This window comes from Collimonas sp. NPDC087041 (assembly GCF_044745265.1).
Lineage (GTDB): Bacteria > Pseudomonadota > Gammaproteobacteria > Burkholderiales > Burkholderiaceae_D > Collimonas.
In genome coordinates, this window is record NZ_JBIUZX010000003.1 from 380,873 (window position 1) to 395,134 (window position 14,262).

General features: G+C 56.7%; 17 protein-coding genes. 1 reads left to right on the forward strand and 16 read right to left on the reverse strand.

Features of this window, described 5'->3' with window-relative positions; genetic code table 11:
• Nucleotides 1-89: 89 nt before the first annotated feature.
• From ACIPF8_RS07630 to ACIPF8_RS07660, 7 genes are all read right to left on the reverse strand, one after another.
• Nucleotides 90-2,768 carry a toprim domain-containing protein gene (locus ACIPF8_RS07630; protein ID WP_400419087.1) on the reverse strand — a complete coding sequence of 893 codons (2,679 nt, stop codon included), beginning with the start codon at nucleotides 2,766-2,768 and terminating at the stop codon, nucleotides 90-92.
• A 4-nt stretch (nucleotides 2,769-2,772) separates the two neighbouring features.
• Nucleotides 2,773-3,066 (reverse strand): hypothetical protein, encoded by a 294-nt coding sequence (locus ACIPF8_RS07635; RefSeq protein WP_400419090.1) that lies wholly within the window; start codon nucleotides 3,064-3,066, stop codon nucleotides 2,773-2,775.
• On the reverse strand, nucleotides 3,066-3,215 hold the full coding sequence (locus ACIPF8_RS07640) for a hypothetical protein (RefSeq protein ID WP_400419093.1): 150 nt from the start codon (nucleotides 3,213-3,215) through the stop codon (nucleotides 3,066-3,068). The genes ACIPF8_RS07635 and ACIPF8_RS07640 overlap by 1 nt, the downstream gene beginning before the upstream one ends.
• Nucleotides 3,216-3,218: 3 nt before the next feature.
• Nucleotides 3,219-3,413 carry a hypothetical protein gene (locus ACIPF8_RS07645; protein WP_400419096.1) on the reverse strand — a complete coding sequence of 65 codons (195 nt, stop codon included), beginning with the start codon at nucleotides 3,411-3,413 and terminating at the stop codon, nucleotides 3,219-3,221.
• A gap of 132 nt (nucleotides 3,414-3,545) precedes the next feature.
• Nucleotides 3,546-3,806: an ogr/Delta-like zinc finger family protein gene (locus ACIPF8_RS07650; RefSeq protein ID WP_092401531.1), complete on the reverse strand. Its 261-nt coding sequence runs from the start codon at nucleotides 3,804-3,806 to the stop codon at nucleotides 3,546-3,548.
• Nucleotides 3,807-3,882: 76 nt separating this feature from the next.
• Complete coding sequence (locus ACIPF8_RS07655; RefSeq protein WP_062120394.1) at nucleotides 3,883-4,164, reverse strand: hypothetical protein; 282 nt, start codon at nucleotides 4,162-4,164, stop codon at nucleotides 3,883-3,885.
• A complete protein-coding gene (locus tag ACIPF8_RS07660; RefSeq protein ID WP_400419099.1) occupies nucleotides 4,164-4,400 on the reverse strand; it encodes a hypothetical protein in 237 nt (78 codons plus the stop codon). The genes ACIPF8_RS07655 and ACIPF8_RS07660 overlap by 1 nt, the downstream gene beginning before the upstream one ends.
• An 84-nt stretch (nucleotides 4,401-4,484) precedes the next feature.
• On the opposite strand from ACIPF8_RS07660, the gene ACIPF8_RS07665 reads away from it, so the two are divergent.
• The gene (locus tag ACIPF8_RS07665) at nucleotides 4,485-4,973 is read left to right on the forward strand and encodes a helix-turn-helix domain-containing protein (RefSeq protein WP_400419102.1); all 489 of its coding nucleotides are present in this window, start codon (nucleotides 4,485-4,487) and stop codon (nucleotides 4,971-4,973) included.
• 420 nt (nucleotides 4,974-5,393) lie between these two features.
• On the opposite strand, the gene ACIPF8_RS07670 is transcribed toward ACIPF8_RS07665, so the two are convergent.
• The 9 genes from ACIPF8_RS07670 to ACIPF8_RS07710 form a co-directional block, all read right to left on the reverse strand.
• Nucleotides 5,394-6,665 carry a contractile injection system protein, VgrG/Pvc8 family gene (locus tag ACIPF8_RS07670; protein ID WP_400419105.1) on the reverse strand — a complete coding sequence of 424 codons (1,272 nt, stop codon included), beginning with the start codon at nucleotides 6,663-6,665 and terminating at the stop codon, nucleotides 5,394-5,396.
• Between the two features lie 11 nt (nucleotides 6,666-6,676).
• On the reverse strand, nucleotides 6,677-7,204 hold the full coding sequence (locus ACIPF8_RS07675; RefSeq protein WP_400419107.1) for a phage tail protein: 528 nt from the start codon (nucleotides 7,202-7,204) through the stop codon (nucleotides 6,677-6,679).
• 23 nt (nucleotides 7,205-7,227) lie between these two features.
• Nucleotides 7,228-9,960 (reverse strand): phage tail tape measure protein, encoded by a 2,733-nt coding sequence (locus ACIPF8_RS07680; protein ID WP_400419110.1) that lies wholly within the window; start codon nucleotides 9,958-9,960, stop codon nucleotides 7,228-7,230.
• A 9-nt stretch (nucleotides 9,961-9,969) separates the two neighbouring features.
• Nucleotides 9,970-10,086: a GpE family phage tail protein gene (locus tag ACIPF8_RS07685; RefSeq protein WP_400419113.1), complete on the reverse strand. Its 117-nt coding sequence runs from the start codon at nucleotides 10,084-10,086 to the stop codon at nucleotides 9,970-9,972.
• Nucleotides 10,087-10,094: 8 nt separating this feature from the next.
• On the reverse strand, nucleotides 10,095-10,445 hold the full coding sequence (locus ACIPF8_RS07690; protein ID WP_400419115.1) for a phage tail assembly protein: 351 nt from the start codon (nucleotides 10,443-10,445) through the stop codon (nucleotides 10,095-10,097).
• 77 nt (nucleotides 10,446-10,522) lie between these two features.
• Complete coding sequence (locus ACIPF8_RS07695; protein ID WP_400419118.1) at nucleotides 10,523-11,032, reverse strand: phage major tail tube protein; 510 nt, start codon at nucleotides 11,030-11,032, stop codon at nucleotides 10,523-10,525.
• A 40-nt stretch (nucleotides 11,033-11,072) separates the two neighbouring features.
• Nucleotides 11,073-12,245 (reverse strand): phage tail sheath protein, encoded by a 1,173-nt coding sequence (locus tag ACIPF8_RS07700; protein ID WP_400419120.1) that lies wholly within the window; start codon nucleotides 12,243-12,245, stop codon nucleotides 11,073-11,075.
• A 30-nt stretch (nucleotides 12,246-12,275) separates the two neighbouring features.
• Nucleotides 12,276-12,803 (reverse strand): tail fiber assembly protein, encoded by a 528-nt coding sequence (locus ACIPF8_RS07705; RefSeq protein ID WP_400419123.1) that lies wholly within the window; start codon nucleotides 12,801-12,803, stop codon nucleotides 12,276-12,278.
• Nucleotides 12,804-12,847: 44 nt separating this feature from the next.
• Nucleotides 12,848-14,260 (reverse strand): hypothetical protein, encoded by a 1,413-nt coding sequence (locus ACIPF8_RS07710; protein ID WP_400419125.1) that lies wholly within the window; start codon nucleotides 14,258-14,260, stop codon nucleotides 12,848-12,850.
• Nucleotides 14,261-14,262 lie beyond the last annotated feature (2 nt).

Consider the following 14,262-nt stretch of genomic DNA (forward strand, 5'->3'; position numbering starts at 1 on the left):
TCCTTTTGTTATACCCAAAAGCGCAGCCAATTGCTCGACATTTAGTCGCAGACCGAACCGCTCAACGATGAATGCTTGAGTAATTAGACTCATGCCTGATTTCCTTGTTTGTCGTTTTGAAATACCCAACACATCATTGATTTGCTTCCTAGGACGTTGTCTCGGGCGCGGATCTGACTATTAACCACGCGCACATCGAGGAACTTCCGCCGGCGACTGGTCCGCAGTACCTTCTTGAGGTCGCCGATCACCGGAATCTGTTGGCGGCGCTCAGCGGCGATCTGCACAAAATGGTTCAGATTGACCGCGATCAGCTGCGGGTCGCGGGAATGGTTCAGGCGATGCATATCGTTGCTGTCCAGGTAGTCGAAGGCTTCCCAGAATTCCTGCACCAGGACATGGTCGTCATTGATCACCTGCTGACGCTCCCCGGCCATGGTGATGATCTGCTCACGCATAGCCTTCTGCTGTTCAGGTGTCAGCTTGATCACCAGCCCCAGGGCGTCGGTGAGTGCCAGCATCTGCGCATGTGTCTCGACCAGGCGCGGCATCTTGATTTCCGGCCGCATCCGTAATTCCTTCAAATAGACCGCCGTGCGCTCGGCCACGGTTTCCATGATCTTCTTCTCGCGCTTGGTGGCGGCCAGGATGAACCCGGAGACTTTCTCAGCCGGCATGAACTTCAGGGCGTCGGCAGCTTCGCCGGATTCGGGCGTCTGCGTCGTCAGGTCGAAATACAGGTGAACAATCCGCGACAGAATCGCCTCGGACGCATTGACCGGGTTGTTCTGCGAAATCACGATAGCGCCACGGAACGGCGGCTCATAGGTTTCATTACCGCCGGTATTCATGCCCCGTGCGCGGGTTGAGCGACCGTTATAGGCAGTTTTCAGCTCATCCCAATCGAATGACTTAACGTGGCTCTTATCGCCGTCCATGCGCTCCCGGTCGGACTCGATCAGCACTACCGGCAAACCGGATACCTGCGAGAAGTTACGGGCACGAGCGGCTAGGCTGGATTTACTAGGATCGAAACCTTCATAGCCGGCACGGCCAAACAGCTTCCAGAGAAATTCAATCAGCGTAGACTTACCGGCGCCAGCCTTACCGACCACCTCCAGAAACGGATAGGAACTCTGCGCGGCGCGGATCTGTTCAGCGAACAAGGAACCGAACCAGAATGTCAGGGCAACCATTCCCTTCGGGCCAAAGGCTTTCCACAGCAAATTGACCCAATCCGTCGAATAGCCGTCCGGGTCGCGATTGATCTGCAGCGACACCGACCGATTCAGCGATTTGACGGCAAGGCGCCCCAAGTCGTAAAAATCTTCTTTATTGACGTCATACAGGGTGCCGTCTTTGATGGCGACGTTATCCAGCACATAGCAGCCGTACTCCTTGCTGTAACCAATATAGTCGATGGTTTCAACGCGCTTGATATGGAACAGATCGCGCTCCATGATCCGGTCCAGCATCGCGCTGCTCCCGCTGAACATCGCACCAGGAGCGATCCCGAGTAAACGCTTCTTGAATTCGGCTGAACTGGATATCTGCGCACTGGTGAACGTATTCTTGATCGAGGCGCCGTCATGCGGGAAATCGACACGGAAGTAATACCAGGCTTCATCCGTCATCTCGTTTTTCTGGTAATACAGCGCGACAGGATTGCAGTTCGCAATCGGGCGTATCGTATGAGACGCGTACAGCGCTTTCTCGCGCTTGCCAGCCTCCGACAAGATACTGGTCGACCCTTCGCTGTCGAGCTGGTCCATTTCCTTGTTATAGGCGACCAGATCGAGATTGAACCAGTACAGGCGATTCCGAAACTCGAAATCGAATTCTGTCTTGCCTTCCTTGCCATAGATCAGCAACGCCTTGTCGCTGGCGCTGCTGGCAATCAGGACAGCACCGTGGTAACGGTAGTTTTCGATATCGGCGTCGGTCAGCTTGTCGCGCTGATGTAAATCATTCCAATCCAGCTTGGCACTACCGTTCTGCGGAATCTGGGCGGCAGTACACTCCCAACCGGCAGCCCTGGCGCGTTCAACATGCTTGTGCGTAAAGCTACGACCGGCACTGTCGCCATCGAGCGCCCACACCAGGCGGCAATCCTGATTGCTACGGGCATCGCGCAGATCCTGCAGCGACTGCAGCGGATAGTTATTGCAGCTCATGATCGACACCGCCGCAATGCCGTGGTGTTCCAGGGCGATCGCATCAAAAATGCCTTCCACGATCCAGATCTCGTCGACAGCCTGCAGGCTGTGCCCTGGATGGGACCAGAATCGGCCATGATAGGCAGATCCGAAGCTAAACCGCGCCTTCTTCTTGCCGAAACGATGTGGCTTGTCGATCAGACGCTCCCAATAGCCGTCAGCGACCGCAAAGCGCACCGTGGCGCTACCGATGTTCAGATCCTTGTCGAAATAGCTCTCTTGCCGATACAAGCCTTGTACCCGGGCCAGCTCGAAGCCGCGCCCGTGTTGCATATAGGCGTCAGCTGCCGCTTGCGGATTGGTCGCTTCCGGCGTCTGGTAACGCTTGCTCCAGTCGTCAAATAAATCCGGGTACAGTTCCTTGACATGGCCTTCGTAGCCGCAATTGTTCAAACGGCCGCAACGCACTACCCACGGGTTGTCGGCATTGGCATACAGTTCTTTCTTCTGACACTGGGGGCAAGTGCCGGCGCGCAGATAGCCCTTTTTTTCGTGCTTGAAATTGAATTCGGACAGGCGGCTCAGAATGTCGGCGTGTAAAGATGGGTTCATCGTGTTATTCGTAATCAGCCGCGGCGCGGCGTTTAAGGTCAATCGGTTGCTGCTTGCTATCTGGCGTGGCGGCAAAGGTGCATGTGGTTTGCCGCTGAAACTCTTGTGTCGTCATCCCCCGCTGCCGTTCCTCGGCCGGATCAGGCCACAAATGCGCCGGGATGCGGTCACGCCAGCAGTGCGCAATGGTGGTCAAGGTCGTCAGCATCAGCGGCGACACCTGATGCAGTGGAATGGTGATGCGCAAGGCGTGATGAACGCGCTGCAGCTGCTCTAAACTGACGTTCGGCGCCGTCATCACCACTCCCCTGCCATGCCGTCGAGCGCTTGAATGCATTCAGCACATACCAAGTTAAAGAAATTCGGACAGTTGGCGCGTAACCAGTCGTCGGTCAATTTGCGGATCAATTCTTCGTGGATGATCGATTTGACGAAGTGAAAGGCCATCGCTCAGTCCTTTACCCAGGACAGCGCCACGGCCAGCGACGGCGCCGCCAGCACAAAACCGCACAGCAGGCCGGAGCAAAATGTTTTGCAAGCCTTTTTGATTGCGGCATAGCGCCGTAGCCGTTGCATGCGGGTCAGGTGCTTGCATGACAATCGTGGGAACGAATGAACCATCTGTTTAGCGACATAGGGTTGCATGGGTTTTCCTTATTTCAGAATGAACGAATCCGGCACGCCTGCTAACAGGCATGACAAAAGACAACAGGGAGAAAACGACTTAGACCGTGGTTACGGCGGGGCTAGGATGCGATGGCGTTTCATTTGCGGGCCTCAGGCTGGCGTCAGATTCAAGGTGAGCTGATTGATGGCGGACCAGTTAATGTGCTGGGAAAGCGGAACCTTGATCTCAGGCTTAACGATGGAAGAAACCGACAGCGTCCGAGCGATTTCCAGCCTGGCGACAAAGGAATAGCCGCAATACGGGTTTTGGCATTGATAGGTAATCTCTTTCATCAGCGACGACAGCACACGGCTTTTAACGGCACGCGGCGAGGTGGAACAAAAGGGACAGCACATTCCAATATTTCTCATTTCGACAATCTCTTTACCTGAAACTTCAATCGGCCCCTGACGCCGGTTTGAAACAACTACAACAACGGTATTGCAATTAGATACGGCGAGAACACTCGCCCTGCCCTTGTCGGGCGCACTCGCAATGCATGCCGACTTCGCCTAGAGTGGAGACAGCGTCGAGATATTTGCATGTGACCATGACGAAGCCGACAGCAGCGACCAGCAGGTCGATCTTGTCGATAACGATGCCCTGCCCGCCATTGAGGAAGCGACTGACCTGAGAATCATCCCAGCCGACTTTATGCTGTACGTCTTGCCGACCGGGGCCAGTCAACGCACTGCGCAAGGCTTGTTCAATTTGCATAGGGCGCTTCATCATTGCCCCGCAATCAGAACTGTGTGCGGATGCTCATCGACATCGATAAGATGAAATTTCGATGGCTGTTTTTCATATGCGGCAAGTCCGATCAAATACATATTGCGCACGAAGGTGGAACGAGAACAGGCGCGATGAACGGCATGCTGGTTGGCGACAATCACTTCAGCCTGTCGCAGTTGCACGACGACGCGCTCAGTGTCAGGACGACGAGGTGCGCGACCAAGCGGGTACATTCTTGTTGTCATAATGTATGATTATTGAATCGTTAGGAATGGCGCAATTATGAGGATTTTAATCCTCAGTGTAAAGGATTTTTTGTGGACAATAAGTTGACTTTCGGTGAGCGAATGCGAGAAGAACGTAGCCGGCTTGGTTTGACGCAGCAAGAAGCTGCGAATTTGTTGGGTGTGGGGCGCGAAATGTGGAGTAGATATGAACGAGGTGTAGCGCTCCCTGGAGGGGAAGCCCTGATGGCACTTGCCGACGCCGGTGGCGACGTTCAATATGTGCTCACTGGTCAGCGTTCAAATGTCTCTCTATCACCCGACGAAAGGGAATTGTTATCTGGTTATCGCAAATTAGATATTCGCGGGAAAGCAAATATGCTTGGCATGCTTGATGTGGTTAGTACAGCGCCAGCGGAAAAGCCGACATCAGTTTCCAGGCACAATATTGGTAATGTCCAGTTTCACGGCAAGGTCGGTAAAATCACGCATGGTGATCAGCACGTTACCGGAGATCAGGTAATCAATGTAGGTGGGGACGGCAAAAAGGCTAAAAAGCCTAAAAAAAATTTGGGCGAATAAATTCAGCTGCTGGCGCGAAATCGGCACGACCAACATCGGGCAAATCGTGATGGGCAATGTGCAGATCGCATCAGGCGCACTGGAAGCGTTCAAGCCAGCGGTACGGGCATTCGCAAGCGAGCTGCAGGCGGACTTCCGTCATTACTATAAGGGCTTTGTTCGCATGCAATCGGTGACAATAATGGCGGTGCTCATGACCGGTAACTGGTCATTGTTCCAGAACCCTGTCGAAGAAATTCCCGATGCAAATCGCTACTGCCGTTCTAATAAGCGCTTTTACGCAGTTGGCACGCTGGATAGACAAGATAACGATACTTACCGGGAATGTTTTCGGGATCGTCCAGGTGCCCGACCCTATTGGGGAACAGAGTCCCGCCCACGTTCGCGTCGTCCCCGATTGACGTAGTGACGCTGTAGCGGTCAACCTGTCTGCTCCTCGCTATTTTCTTTGATGATCTCGCGCCGTTCCCGGATTTTCTCCCACTCCAGTTTTGCAGCACGTGCCGCCGTTTGCTTGTTGGCGTAGACGTGCTGTAGCGTTTTGGTGCTGGCCGTTGCCCCTGCAACTGGCGCGACATTTTTTCCCTTGCCGGTTGACGGCGCAAATTCCTGACCTGTTTTTTTCGTGACGATATTGCGCCACTTGGCAATCACACCAGTAATGCCCGGATCTGGATCGGCCTGATCTTCTCGCTCGGCGCTGGCTTCCTCGGTACGGGTCTCGCACTCAATCTCGGTAGTCAATCCCGCATCGCTCAGATTGTGGGTGGTTTTACCGACTAGCCATTCCTGATTATCAATTTCCTCTTTCCAGCCGCTGACCATCACCGGCGATTGCGGCGTCAACGCCGGATTGCCGAGCGCCAGCGATAATTCAAAGGTGGCCATGCCGCGCTGGATACGCTGCCATTCGGCGACTGCCGCCGTGCGTGCGTCGGCTTCATTGGCATAGGTGGTTCGCAGCCGCTTGCTGTTGCCAGGCACACCGGCGACGACACTGCGCCGCAAGCTGTGCCGATCGTCATACCAATAGGCACGCACTCCGCTGTAGCTGTTGCGCTCCGCACTGTGGTAGCGGTGCTTGTCCCCATCCTGGCGCGTAATCCGAACCGTTGGCAAGTCGCGTCCCGAAGCCGTTTTGCTGCGGCCCGCCGGCATGAACAGCAATACGCCATTTTTCACGGTCGCCACCGCATCGTATTTTTTACCCAGCCTCCGCAAGAAAGCGGCATCGCTCTCGCGGGTCTGATCCAGGTGTTTGACAGGGATTGCGCGCAATGCCTCTGCAATGCCGGCGGTCAGCTCCTGCTGAAACGCAATCACCTCAATCACTGCGCCCAGAGTCGTGTCGTGGAAACTGCGCTCCATCGGCTGTCGTAACGTGTCGATCAGGCTGGCGGCACGGGCGTGCAAGGTCAGCACATCCGGCGTGCCGGCGTGCTCAACTTCATCGACGGTGAATTCCCCCTTGTCGACCAGGCCGCTGTCGCGCCAACCGATCTGCACATTGATCCGGGCGCCCTTGGGCGGGAGTGCCAGCAATCCGTCGTGGTCCGACAGAGATAAACGCAGCTCGTCGGCATTGTCGCTACGAAATTCCGTCAAACTCAAATTGACCAGGCGCGGCGCGAATTTTGGGGTTAAGTCCAGGCCGTCCAAGGTGATCTTGAACGCCGGTGCCGGATATTCCATCGGCATATCCATTACCTCAAGCTCTGCAGGCTGTTGGCAACGTTGCCCAACGTCGATGTGCCGGTATGGATGGCATTGCTGACGCTGTTGCTGATGCCCTCCAGACTCAGCATATTCTTGATGCTGCCGAGATCCCCGAGCGTGTTGAGCGTACCGAGTACCGACTCATCCACGCGCTCTAAGGTGATCGAGAATTCAATCTTGGCGGCATCACCATCCTGGCCCAGCACGGTGCGCCCCTCAGTCATGCTGGCGATGATGAACGATCCCAGGATGCTCCCGGTTCCCTGAATCAGAATCCACGCTTTGCCAGTGTCGGCCATCATGCGCAATGCATCGAGCGAATAGACGCTGCCGGTCAATTCTGGCGCGAACCAGCCGGACAGGGTGAAGATGTCGTCGCCCTTGCCGGTGAACTGGCGGGCATTACGGGCGCCGACCCGCGCTGTGGTCGGATGTTTCCATTCTGTTTTACGCTGCAGCTCCTGGTAAGCCAGGGTCGGCAGGCTAAAGACGAACATGCCCAGGGCCATCATCATGATTGATATTCCTTCATCGAGTCTCAATAGTCGTAGTCGGACAGGCTGGAGCGCATCCGTACTGCCTTTTGGCGGTCGCGCTGCTCCATCGCCTGGGCGACAGCGCGGGCAATCGCTTGTTCATCCATGCCGGGCGCCGCGGTCACGGTAATCTGGATCGTGTCGCCCTGGATCACCATGCCGGCGCCCGGTGCGCGTGGTGCAATCGGGGGGCGGGTGTCAAAGGCCAGCGCCGGCATGGCGGCCGCACCGATGGCGATACCGGCGCCGAGCTGGGTCAATCGCTTGGCCAGACTATTCACTTGACCGAGTGGATCATCCTGGCTGCGCTGCAGGCCGACGGATAAGCCCTGCATGGTGAAATCGCCCAACTCGGCAAAGACGCGGCTAGGGCTATGGATGCCCAGCTTGTCCTTGAACCAGCCGACCACGTTGTCGCCGGCGCCGGTGACGGCGGCCTTGACCGTACCCAGCGCGCCGGTGATGCCATTGGCTAACCCCTGCATGATGTTCAGGCCGAATTCGCTGAATTTACTCGGTAGCTCCATGCCAAACCAGTTCATCACGCCGGCAAACGCCTGGTAGAACAAACCAAGCGGCGACCAGTTCAGGACCAGCGCATTGACGCTGCCGATGCCGCCGCCGAATGCGGTTTTGACATCGCTCCACAAGCCGCCTGCGAATGCCTTGATGCTGGCCCAAGCGGCGGTAAAGACACTGCCGACGCCATCCCATAGAGATACAAAGAAATCCTTGATCGGCCCCCAATACTGATAGATCAGGTACGCGGCTACGCCAATCGCAGTCACGGCCAGGCCAATCGGATTCATCAGGAAGGCGCGCCCTACAAACAGCAGAATACGGCCTAACCAGGTGAAGGCAGAACCAAGCCCGCGCAGAACGGGCGTCAATACACCACCGGCAATGCCCATCTTGGCAAACAGCACGTGCAACATGGCATAGGGACCGATTAGGGCAGCCAGACCCAGCATCAGCGGCCCCAGCACGATCAGTATCGCCGCCACGCTACCGAAGCCGACAATCATCGCCTTGGCCGTGGCCGGATTGCGCTCCATAAAACCATTTAACCCTTCCAACGCTATAGTCAAGGTATCGATGGCTCTGGAATACAGGGGGAGAATCCTCTCGCCCATTGCCAGCTTCAGGTTAGCCAGTTTTGCGGTAGCGTCGTTTTCTTGACCCGTCACGTTCTTACCCGCCTCGTCATACAGCTTCTCGACATTGAACGCCTTCGGAGCCGCACCCATATGCTTCTTGATATTCTCGCGCTCCAGGTACATCGACGCGAACAAATCCCCGCCCTTGCGCGACGAAAACAATTCCCCAATGCGACTAACGATTTCGCTATCGGTATGTTTGCCCTCTGCCTTGATTTTCGGAACAATGTCCTCCAATAAGAACGCGAAGGGATCTGTCTTGTATTTATCTGCCTGCTGCATGGCGTTGGGCAGGATTTTTTTAACGTGACCGGTCTTGCCGTATTGCACCGACTCTTTCTTGATGATCCCGAGACTAACCAGTTCTTCCGCCGATTGCTGGGTCGTTCGACCTTGCGCCCAGTTGGTATAGGCACTCATTAGACCCGTACCAGAGCGAAATCCACCGGTTTCCTGTATGGAATGCAGCAACCCAAAATAGAAACTCTGGTCGTTAAGCTGCTTTGCCGCGATGCCACCTGTTTTAATCGTATTGAGCAATTCTTCCGGCTTTACTAATCCACCGGAGGCAACATAGGTTTGTGTCGCCATATTCACGGCATTTTTAAAGGACTCCATATCCTTCAATGAGCCGCGCAATTCGGCGGTTTTGATCAAATCGATGAACATGTTTTCTGCCATCTCGCCATGCCCTTCGCCGCGCCCGCCTTTCATCATCACCGATTCAATGCCGAATTTCATTTTTGCAAGCAACGGCGTGATCTCTTCCGCATGGTGCATATCGCGGGTAATTGAGTATGCTTCCTTGAGCATTTTCAGATTATCCTGTTCGCTGCTGCCTTTGATACGCATGTTTTTAGAGAAGGCAATCGCCTCCTTTAATTTGTCCTCACCAATACCAAGACTGCGGAACTGGGATACCTCCTGCTGATACTGCTTTGCCTCATGGAGTCCAGCGACCAGCGGCGCACCAACCGCGCCGCCGGCAACCGTTGCGCCAACGCCTGCAGAGGCGACATTGCCGGCAGTCGTGCGCATCTTGTCGGCATGCTGGCGAGATGCCGTGATTTTCTGCTGATGGCCGGCAATGGCCGCTAATCTCTTCTGCTGCTCTGCCAGCTGAACATTGGCGGCCGCAATGTCGCCCCGCAAGCTGCGCTCATGTTTTGACAGCCGATCGGTGCCGATGCCGGCGCCAGACAAGCGCTCGCGCAGCACCTGCAATTGTTCACTTTGCTGTAGACCGGCACGCTTAAGCGCACCGGCAGATTTCACGGCCGCGTCAAATTCTCGGGTCATCGCCCGCGTGGGTTGCGTGGTTTGTTGCATCTTCTGCGCCAAAGCTGCGATCTGCTGCTGTGTATCGCGCAATTTACTGGAGCTGTCCCGCAGACCCGCATTTAACTCACGGAAGCGCCCGACATCCTTCTGCAGGGAATTGAGTTCTTTCAAGCGGTCGTTATTAGCCTTGATGGCTTTGCCCAGGGCGTTCGATTCACCCATGATTTTTTTTAACGGCGCGGTCAACTTGTCCAGCGCCGCAAAGACCACCTGTAACCGCAGTTGCTTGTCGTTCATCCTCTGTTCCTATTCTTCCTCGCCGCTGCGCACCCTGGCGCGTTCGCGCCAGGCCATCAAATCCGATAACGATAAATCGTCCATGGCCTGCGGCGGCCAGTGAAACACCGTCGCAATATCGGCCATCGGATCTTCTACGAATTCGGGTAGACCACCGGACGATCGGCTTTCTTCAGCAAAAAAACGGCCACCTCGGAGCCTAGCGCCATCAGGTCTGCGAGATCGAGCTTCGCCACGTCATGTGGCGCCAGGGTCGGCAAAGTGACACGCGGCAGCACGCGCTGCAGGGAAACGACATCCAGATTACCGAGGTCCATCAGCGAGACGCCGCGCAGCTCTCCCGCGACGGGCTTGCGGATTTGCACGCTCGTGATCAAGGTATCGCCACGGGTCAGTGGCTCTTCCAGGTGAATCGTTTTATACGCGCCGGGAGCGGCGATGTCGGCGGTGATCTGTTCTTGCTTGTTCACGTTGGCGTTTTTCATAGTAGGTTCAAGTAAAGGTTTTACAAGTGAAAAAATAAAAGGGGTTGGGGTTGCTGTTGACCTTGATGTCGATTAACTTACAGACCGATAGCCCGACGAATCGACGCGTTGGTGTCCTTGCCGCCGATCTTCTCGACGCCGTTGATGAAATCGAATTCATAGATCGGCTTGTTGTCGATCGTCAGCTTGTAGTAGCTGCAGGTCGTGGTGTATTTCTGCTTGGTGTCGTCGCCGTTCTTGGCGTTGCCCATATCGATTTCCTTGTGGCGACCGCGCACGACGATCTCGACGGCGGACACGGTGCCGTCGTCATCGTCCTCATATGCGCCAGCAAAGCGCAGTTGCGTGGCGTTATGAGTGCGGGCGCCGTACTGCAGCAGTGCGTCCAGTAACAAGCCGCCGGCAGTCCATTCCAGGGTGATGGCCTCATTGCCCAGATCGACGGAAACGGGGCCGGTCATGCCGGCGGCGCGGTACTCTTCCATCTTGCGGGAGAGTTTCGGTAAGGTGATTTCTTCGACTTCGCCGCGATAGGAATTGCCGCTATCGAACAAATTAAAATCCTTGAGTTTTTTAGGCATGCCCATGCTGTGGTGTGCTTTCTATGTAAGGGGAGTAGGTCGGCAATTACGCGGCAACGGCAGCGGCGAAGTCGGCCAGGTAGCGGTCGGTGATGCGCTGTTGGAACATCAGATTCTCCAGCGGCGGGACCGGGGTGTAGTCGTAATCGATGGCCAGCTTGCCGTCCTTCAAATTCTCCTTGCTGTTGTACTGTTCATCGAACCAGGCGCCGCCGCCCAGCAGATACCCCTGCTTGACCAGGTCGCGGAACTTGGCGTTGATGCTCTCGATCATGTCCTTCACCAAGGACGGATGCATCGGCACATCGACATAGGCCATGTGCGCTTCGGCAATGGTGTCGGCGACGACCTGGGCGGTGCGGGTATAGCTCTCGAAATAGAAGAAGCCGCCGACCTCGCAAGTGCGCGAACCCCAGAAACGGAAGCCGCCACTGTTGATCAGGGTGGTCACTTCCTTCGCGTTGAGGTAGCCGGCATCGGTGGCTGGATCTTGCAGATCCCAGAATACGTCTGCCGAAATGCCGGTCGGGCCATTGACCGGGATATTTGACAAGGTCTTGTGCCAGCCGACTTCCTCGTCCAGCTTGGCGCGCAGGCCCAGCGCGTAGGCGACCGCCGGGATGCTGGCCTCGGCGTTGGTGGCGGTGTCCCAGCTCACAAAATCCGGCCAGATCAGCATCAGCTCGCGCTGGCCGAAATCCTTGCGGTACAGGGCGGCTTCTTCCTTGGTCAAACAGCCATGCGCTGCCGCATAGACAAAGCCGCGCAGTTGCTGGGCCACGCTGACCAGGGCGTTGGCTACGGGCTTCGTATCCAAGCCTGGTGCGCCCAGGATGCGCGGTTTGATGCCGAGCCGGGCCTGCGCTGCCAGCAGCGCCTTGATGCCGGTGTATTTACCGGATGCGGTGGTGGTGCCGATCACGTTTGACGTTGTCTCAGCTTCATCCTTGCCTTCGGCCACACGCACCACAATCGTGAACGGCTTAGTTTGCGCGCCGATGGCCTCTAAGGTGCGGCGCAGCGTACCGGTGGTGCCGGCTTTGCCCAGGGCGGCGATGACGTTGGTCAGCAGGACCGGCGTATCGAGTGGAAACACCTTGGGGTCGGCATCTTCGGCGGTGGCAATTAAACCGATGACGGCGGTGCTGATGGTGCGGATCGGGCGCGTGCCCTCGGTTTTTTCGATGACGCGCACGCCATGGTGGTAATCGGTAGGCATTATTTCTCCTGTGATATGTGGGTGGTCGTATTAAGCGTTTGGCACTGCCGGCCAGGTGATCGCATGCGGATAGCCAGATTGTTCGGGGATGCGATTGATGGCCACGCGGTACTTCTTCCACGCCGTTAGCTGCGCACGGTCGGCGTCGCTTGCCTCGTCAACATCGACGCGGTCCTGAAAGATGACCACTTCGCTGTTGGCACGCCGTAAGGCCAGTTCGATGCGTTCCTGCGCCGTTGCCAAGTACTCGGCGTCGTTCGGGAAATAATCGGGCGCCTGGCGTGCTGCGCAGGCGGCGTGAATGGCCCGCCCGTGGGCTTCGACATCGTCAGGGCAGGCGAAGAAGGACAAATAGTCGTCATGGGCGGTGAATTTCACTGAGCACTGAAAGCCGCCCGGCAGACGCACGATGCCCTTGATGTCGGTATAGGCAAAGGGATCGACCGGCGGAATTTCCTCGTTTGGTGCCAGCACCGGCGGCTGTGCTAACGGCGGCGCCGGCGGGATCGGAGTCGGATCGAGCAATTCCGGCAGTGTCAGATCGGGTGCAATTGGCATGAGCGTGTTCCTGGTTGTGTGGTTGCTGGTGAGATCGGTTGCCATCACGCCACCCGCTGCCACAAGGCAACACGGGTACCGATGTTGCCATCGCTGCCGGAACCGTACTCGTAGGCGGATCCACGCGATTGCCATGCGCCGGCGCGTTCGGAGGTGGTGTGGTTTTTATTGAGCCAGTAGGAACCGACACCGCCATCCTGCAGGCCTTGGCCGGTCAGCTGGGATGCATAGATGGCCGACACTGCCGAGCCGACAGCCAGGTTGGAGCGAGTAAACAGCGTAAATTCGTTGACGCGCCCATCGCCGACATACGTGCCCCATAGGTAATACGGCTGTGCGGCGCCGTTGTCGGCAAAGCGCAGGGGTACGCCCGATAGCGCATTGGCATTGCCGGCGGTACTCGCATAATTGGCACTGTTGGCGTAATTGACATTGAAATTGGAGGGATTGTAGACAACGACGTTGTCGGACGAATTGCCGCCAAATACCCAGTTCGGCTGTCCGCCATAGCCGGACCAATTCAAACGTATGCCTGATCCGTTGACCTTGTCGGCAGGATTGAAATTGCCGCCATGCCATACGGTCTGCCCTGCCACCGTCAGTGCTTGGGTAGCATTGATCGTTCCGCTCTGGAAGGTGCCGTGCGCCGTGCCGCTGCCGTCGACCAGCTCCAGCGTCCCCTTATCGGTCATGCGCAACTGCACGGCGGTAGTCGATTCCCAATTAAACACCAGCTTCGGGGCATAACTGATGTCATTGCCCTTGGTATTGGCGACACGGCTCGCCTCGCGCACCTCCAGGCCTGGGCCGGTATAGGAGATATTCGGCTTGTCGGCAGCACTTGAGAGCGGTCCCATGCTGTCGCCACTGCGTTTGACGTAGGCAGCATGCGGATCGGCGTCGGCCTTATGCGTGCTAATTGCTTGCGCGATGGTGGCCGACAGGCCGGCAGGCGTGACGGCCCGCGACGCATCTTTACCGGCTTGCGTCTCGGTAACGGTGGCCAGCTCAACTACGCCCTGGCGTTCTGTACTGGCGGGAGGATTGGTAAAGCTGGCATCGCCAAAGCTCAGGGAAGTGACCTTGATGGAGGTCAATATGACATCGGCGGACAGCAACAGCATGGCCTGTGCCGATTTCTGCAGGATCGGGTCAAGCTGGCCGTAGACGGCGAACAGCACGCCGTTGCTCAACCAGTAGCCGATACCGCGCACCGTATAGACATCCGGACCATCGTCGCGGATGGTGACGTGTAGCGTGTCGGGGGCGACGACTTCGCCGGCAATGGTAGTAATGCGCTTGATTTCACCCGGCAAGGCGGTCATGTCCTCGCCAGGCACAAAGCTGGTGGCCGTGATGCCGATCTCGGCAATCTGCAATTTGGCGGTGCCGTTGTGTTCGGCATTGACCAGGGCGGCGCGGCCTGCCTTGGTGACGATCATCGAAAGTGCTGTCATAG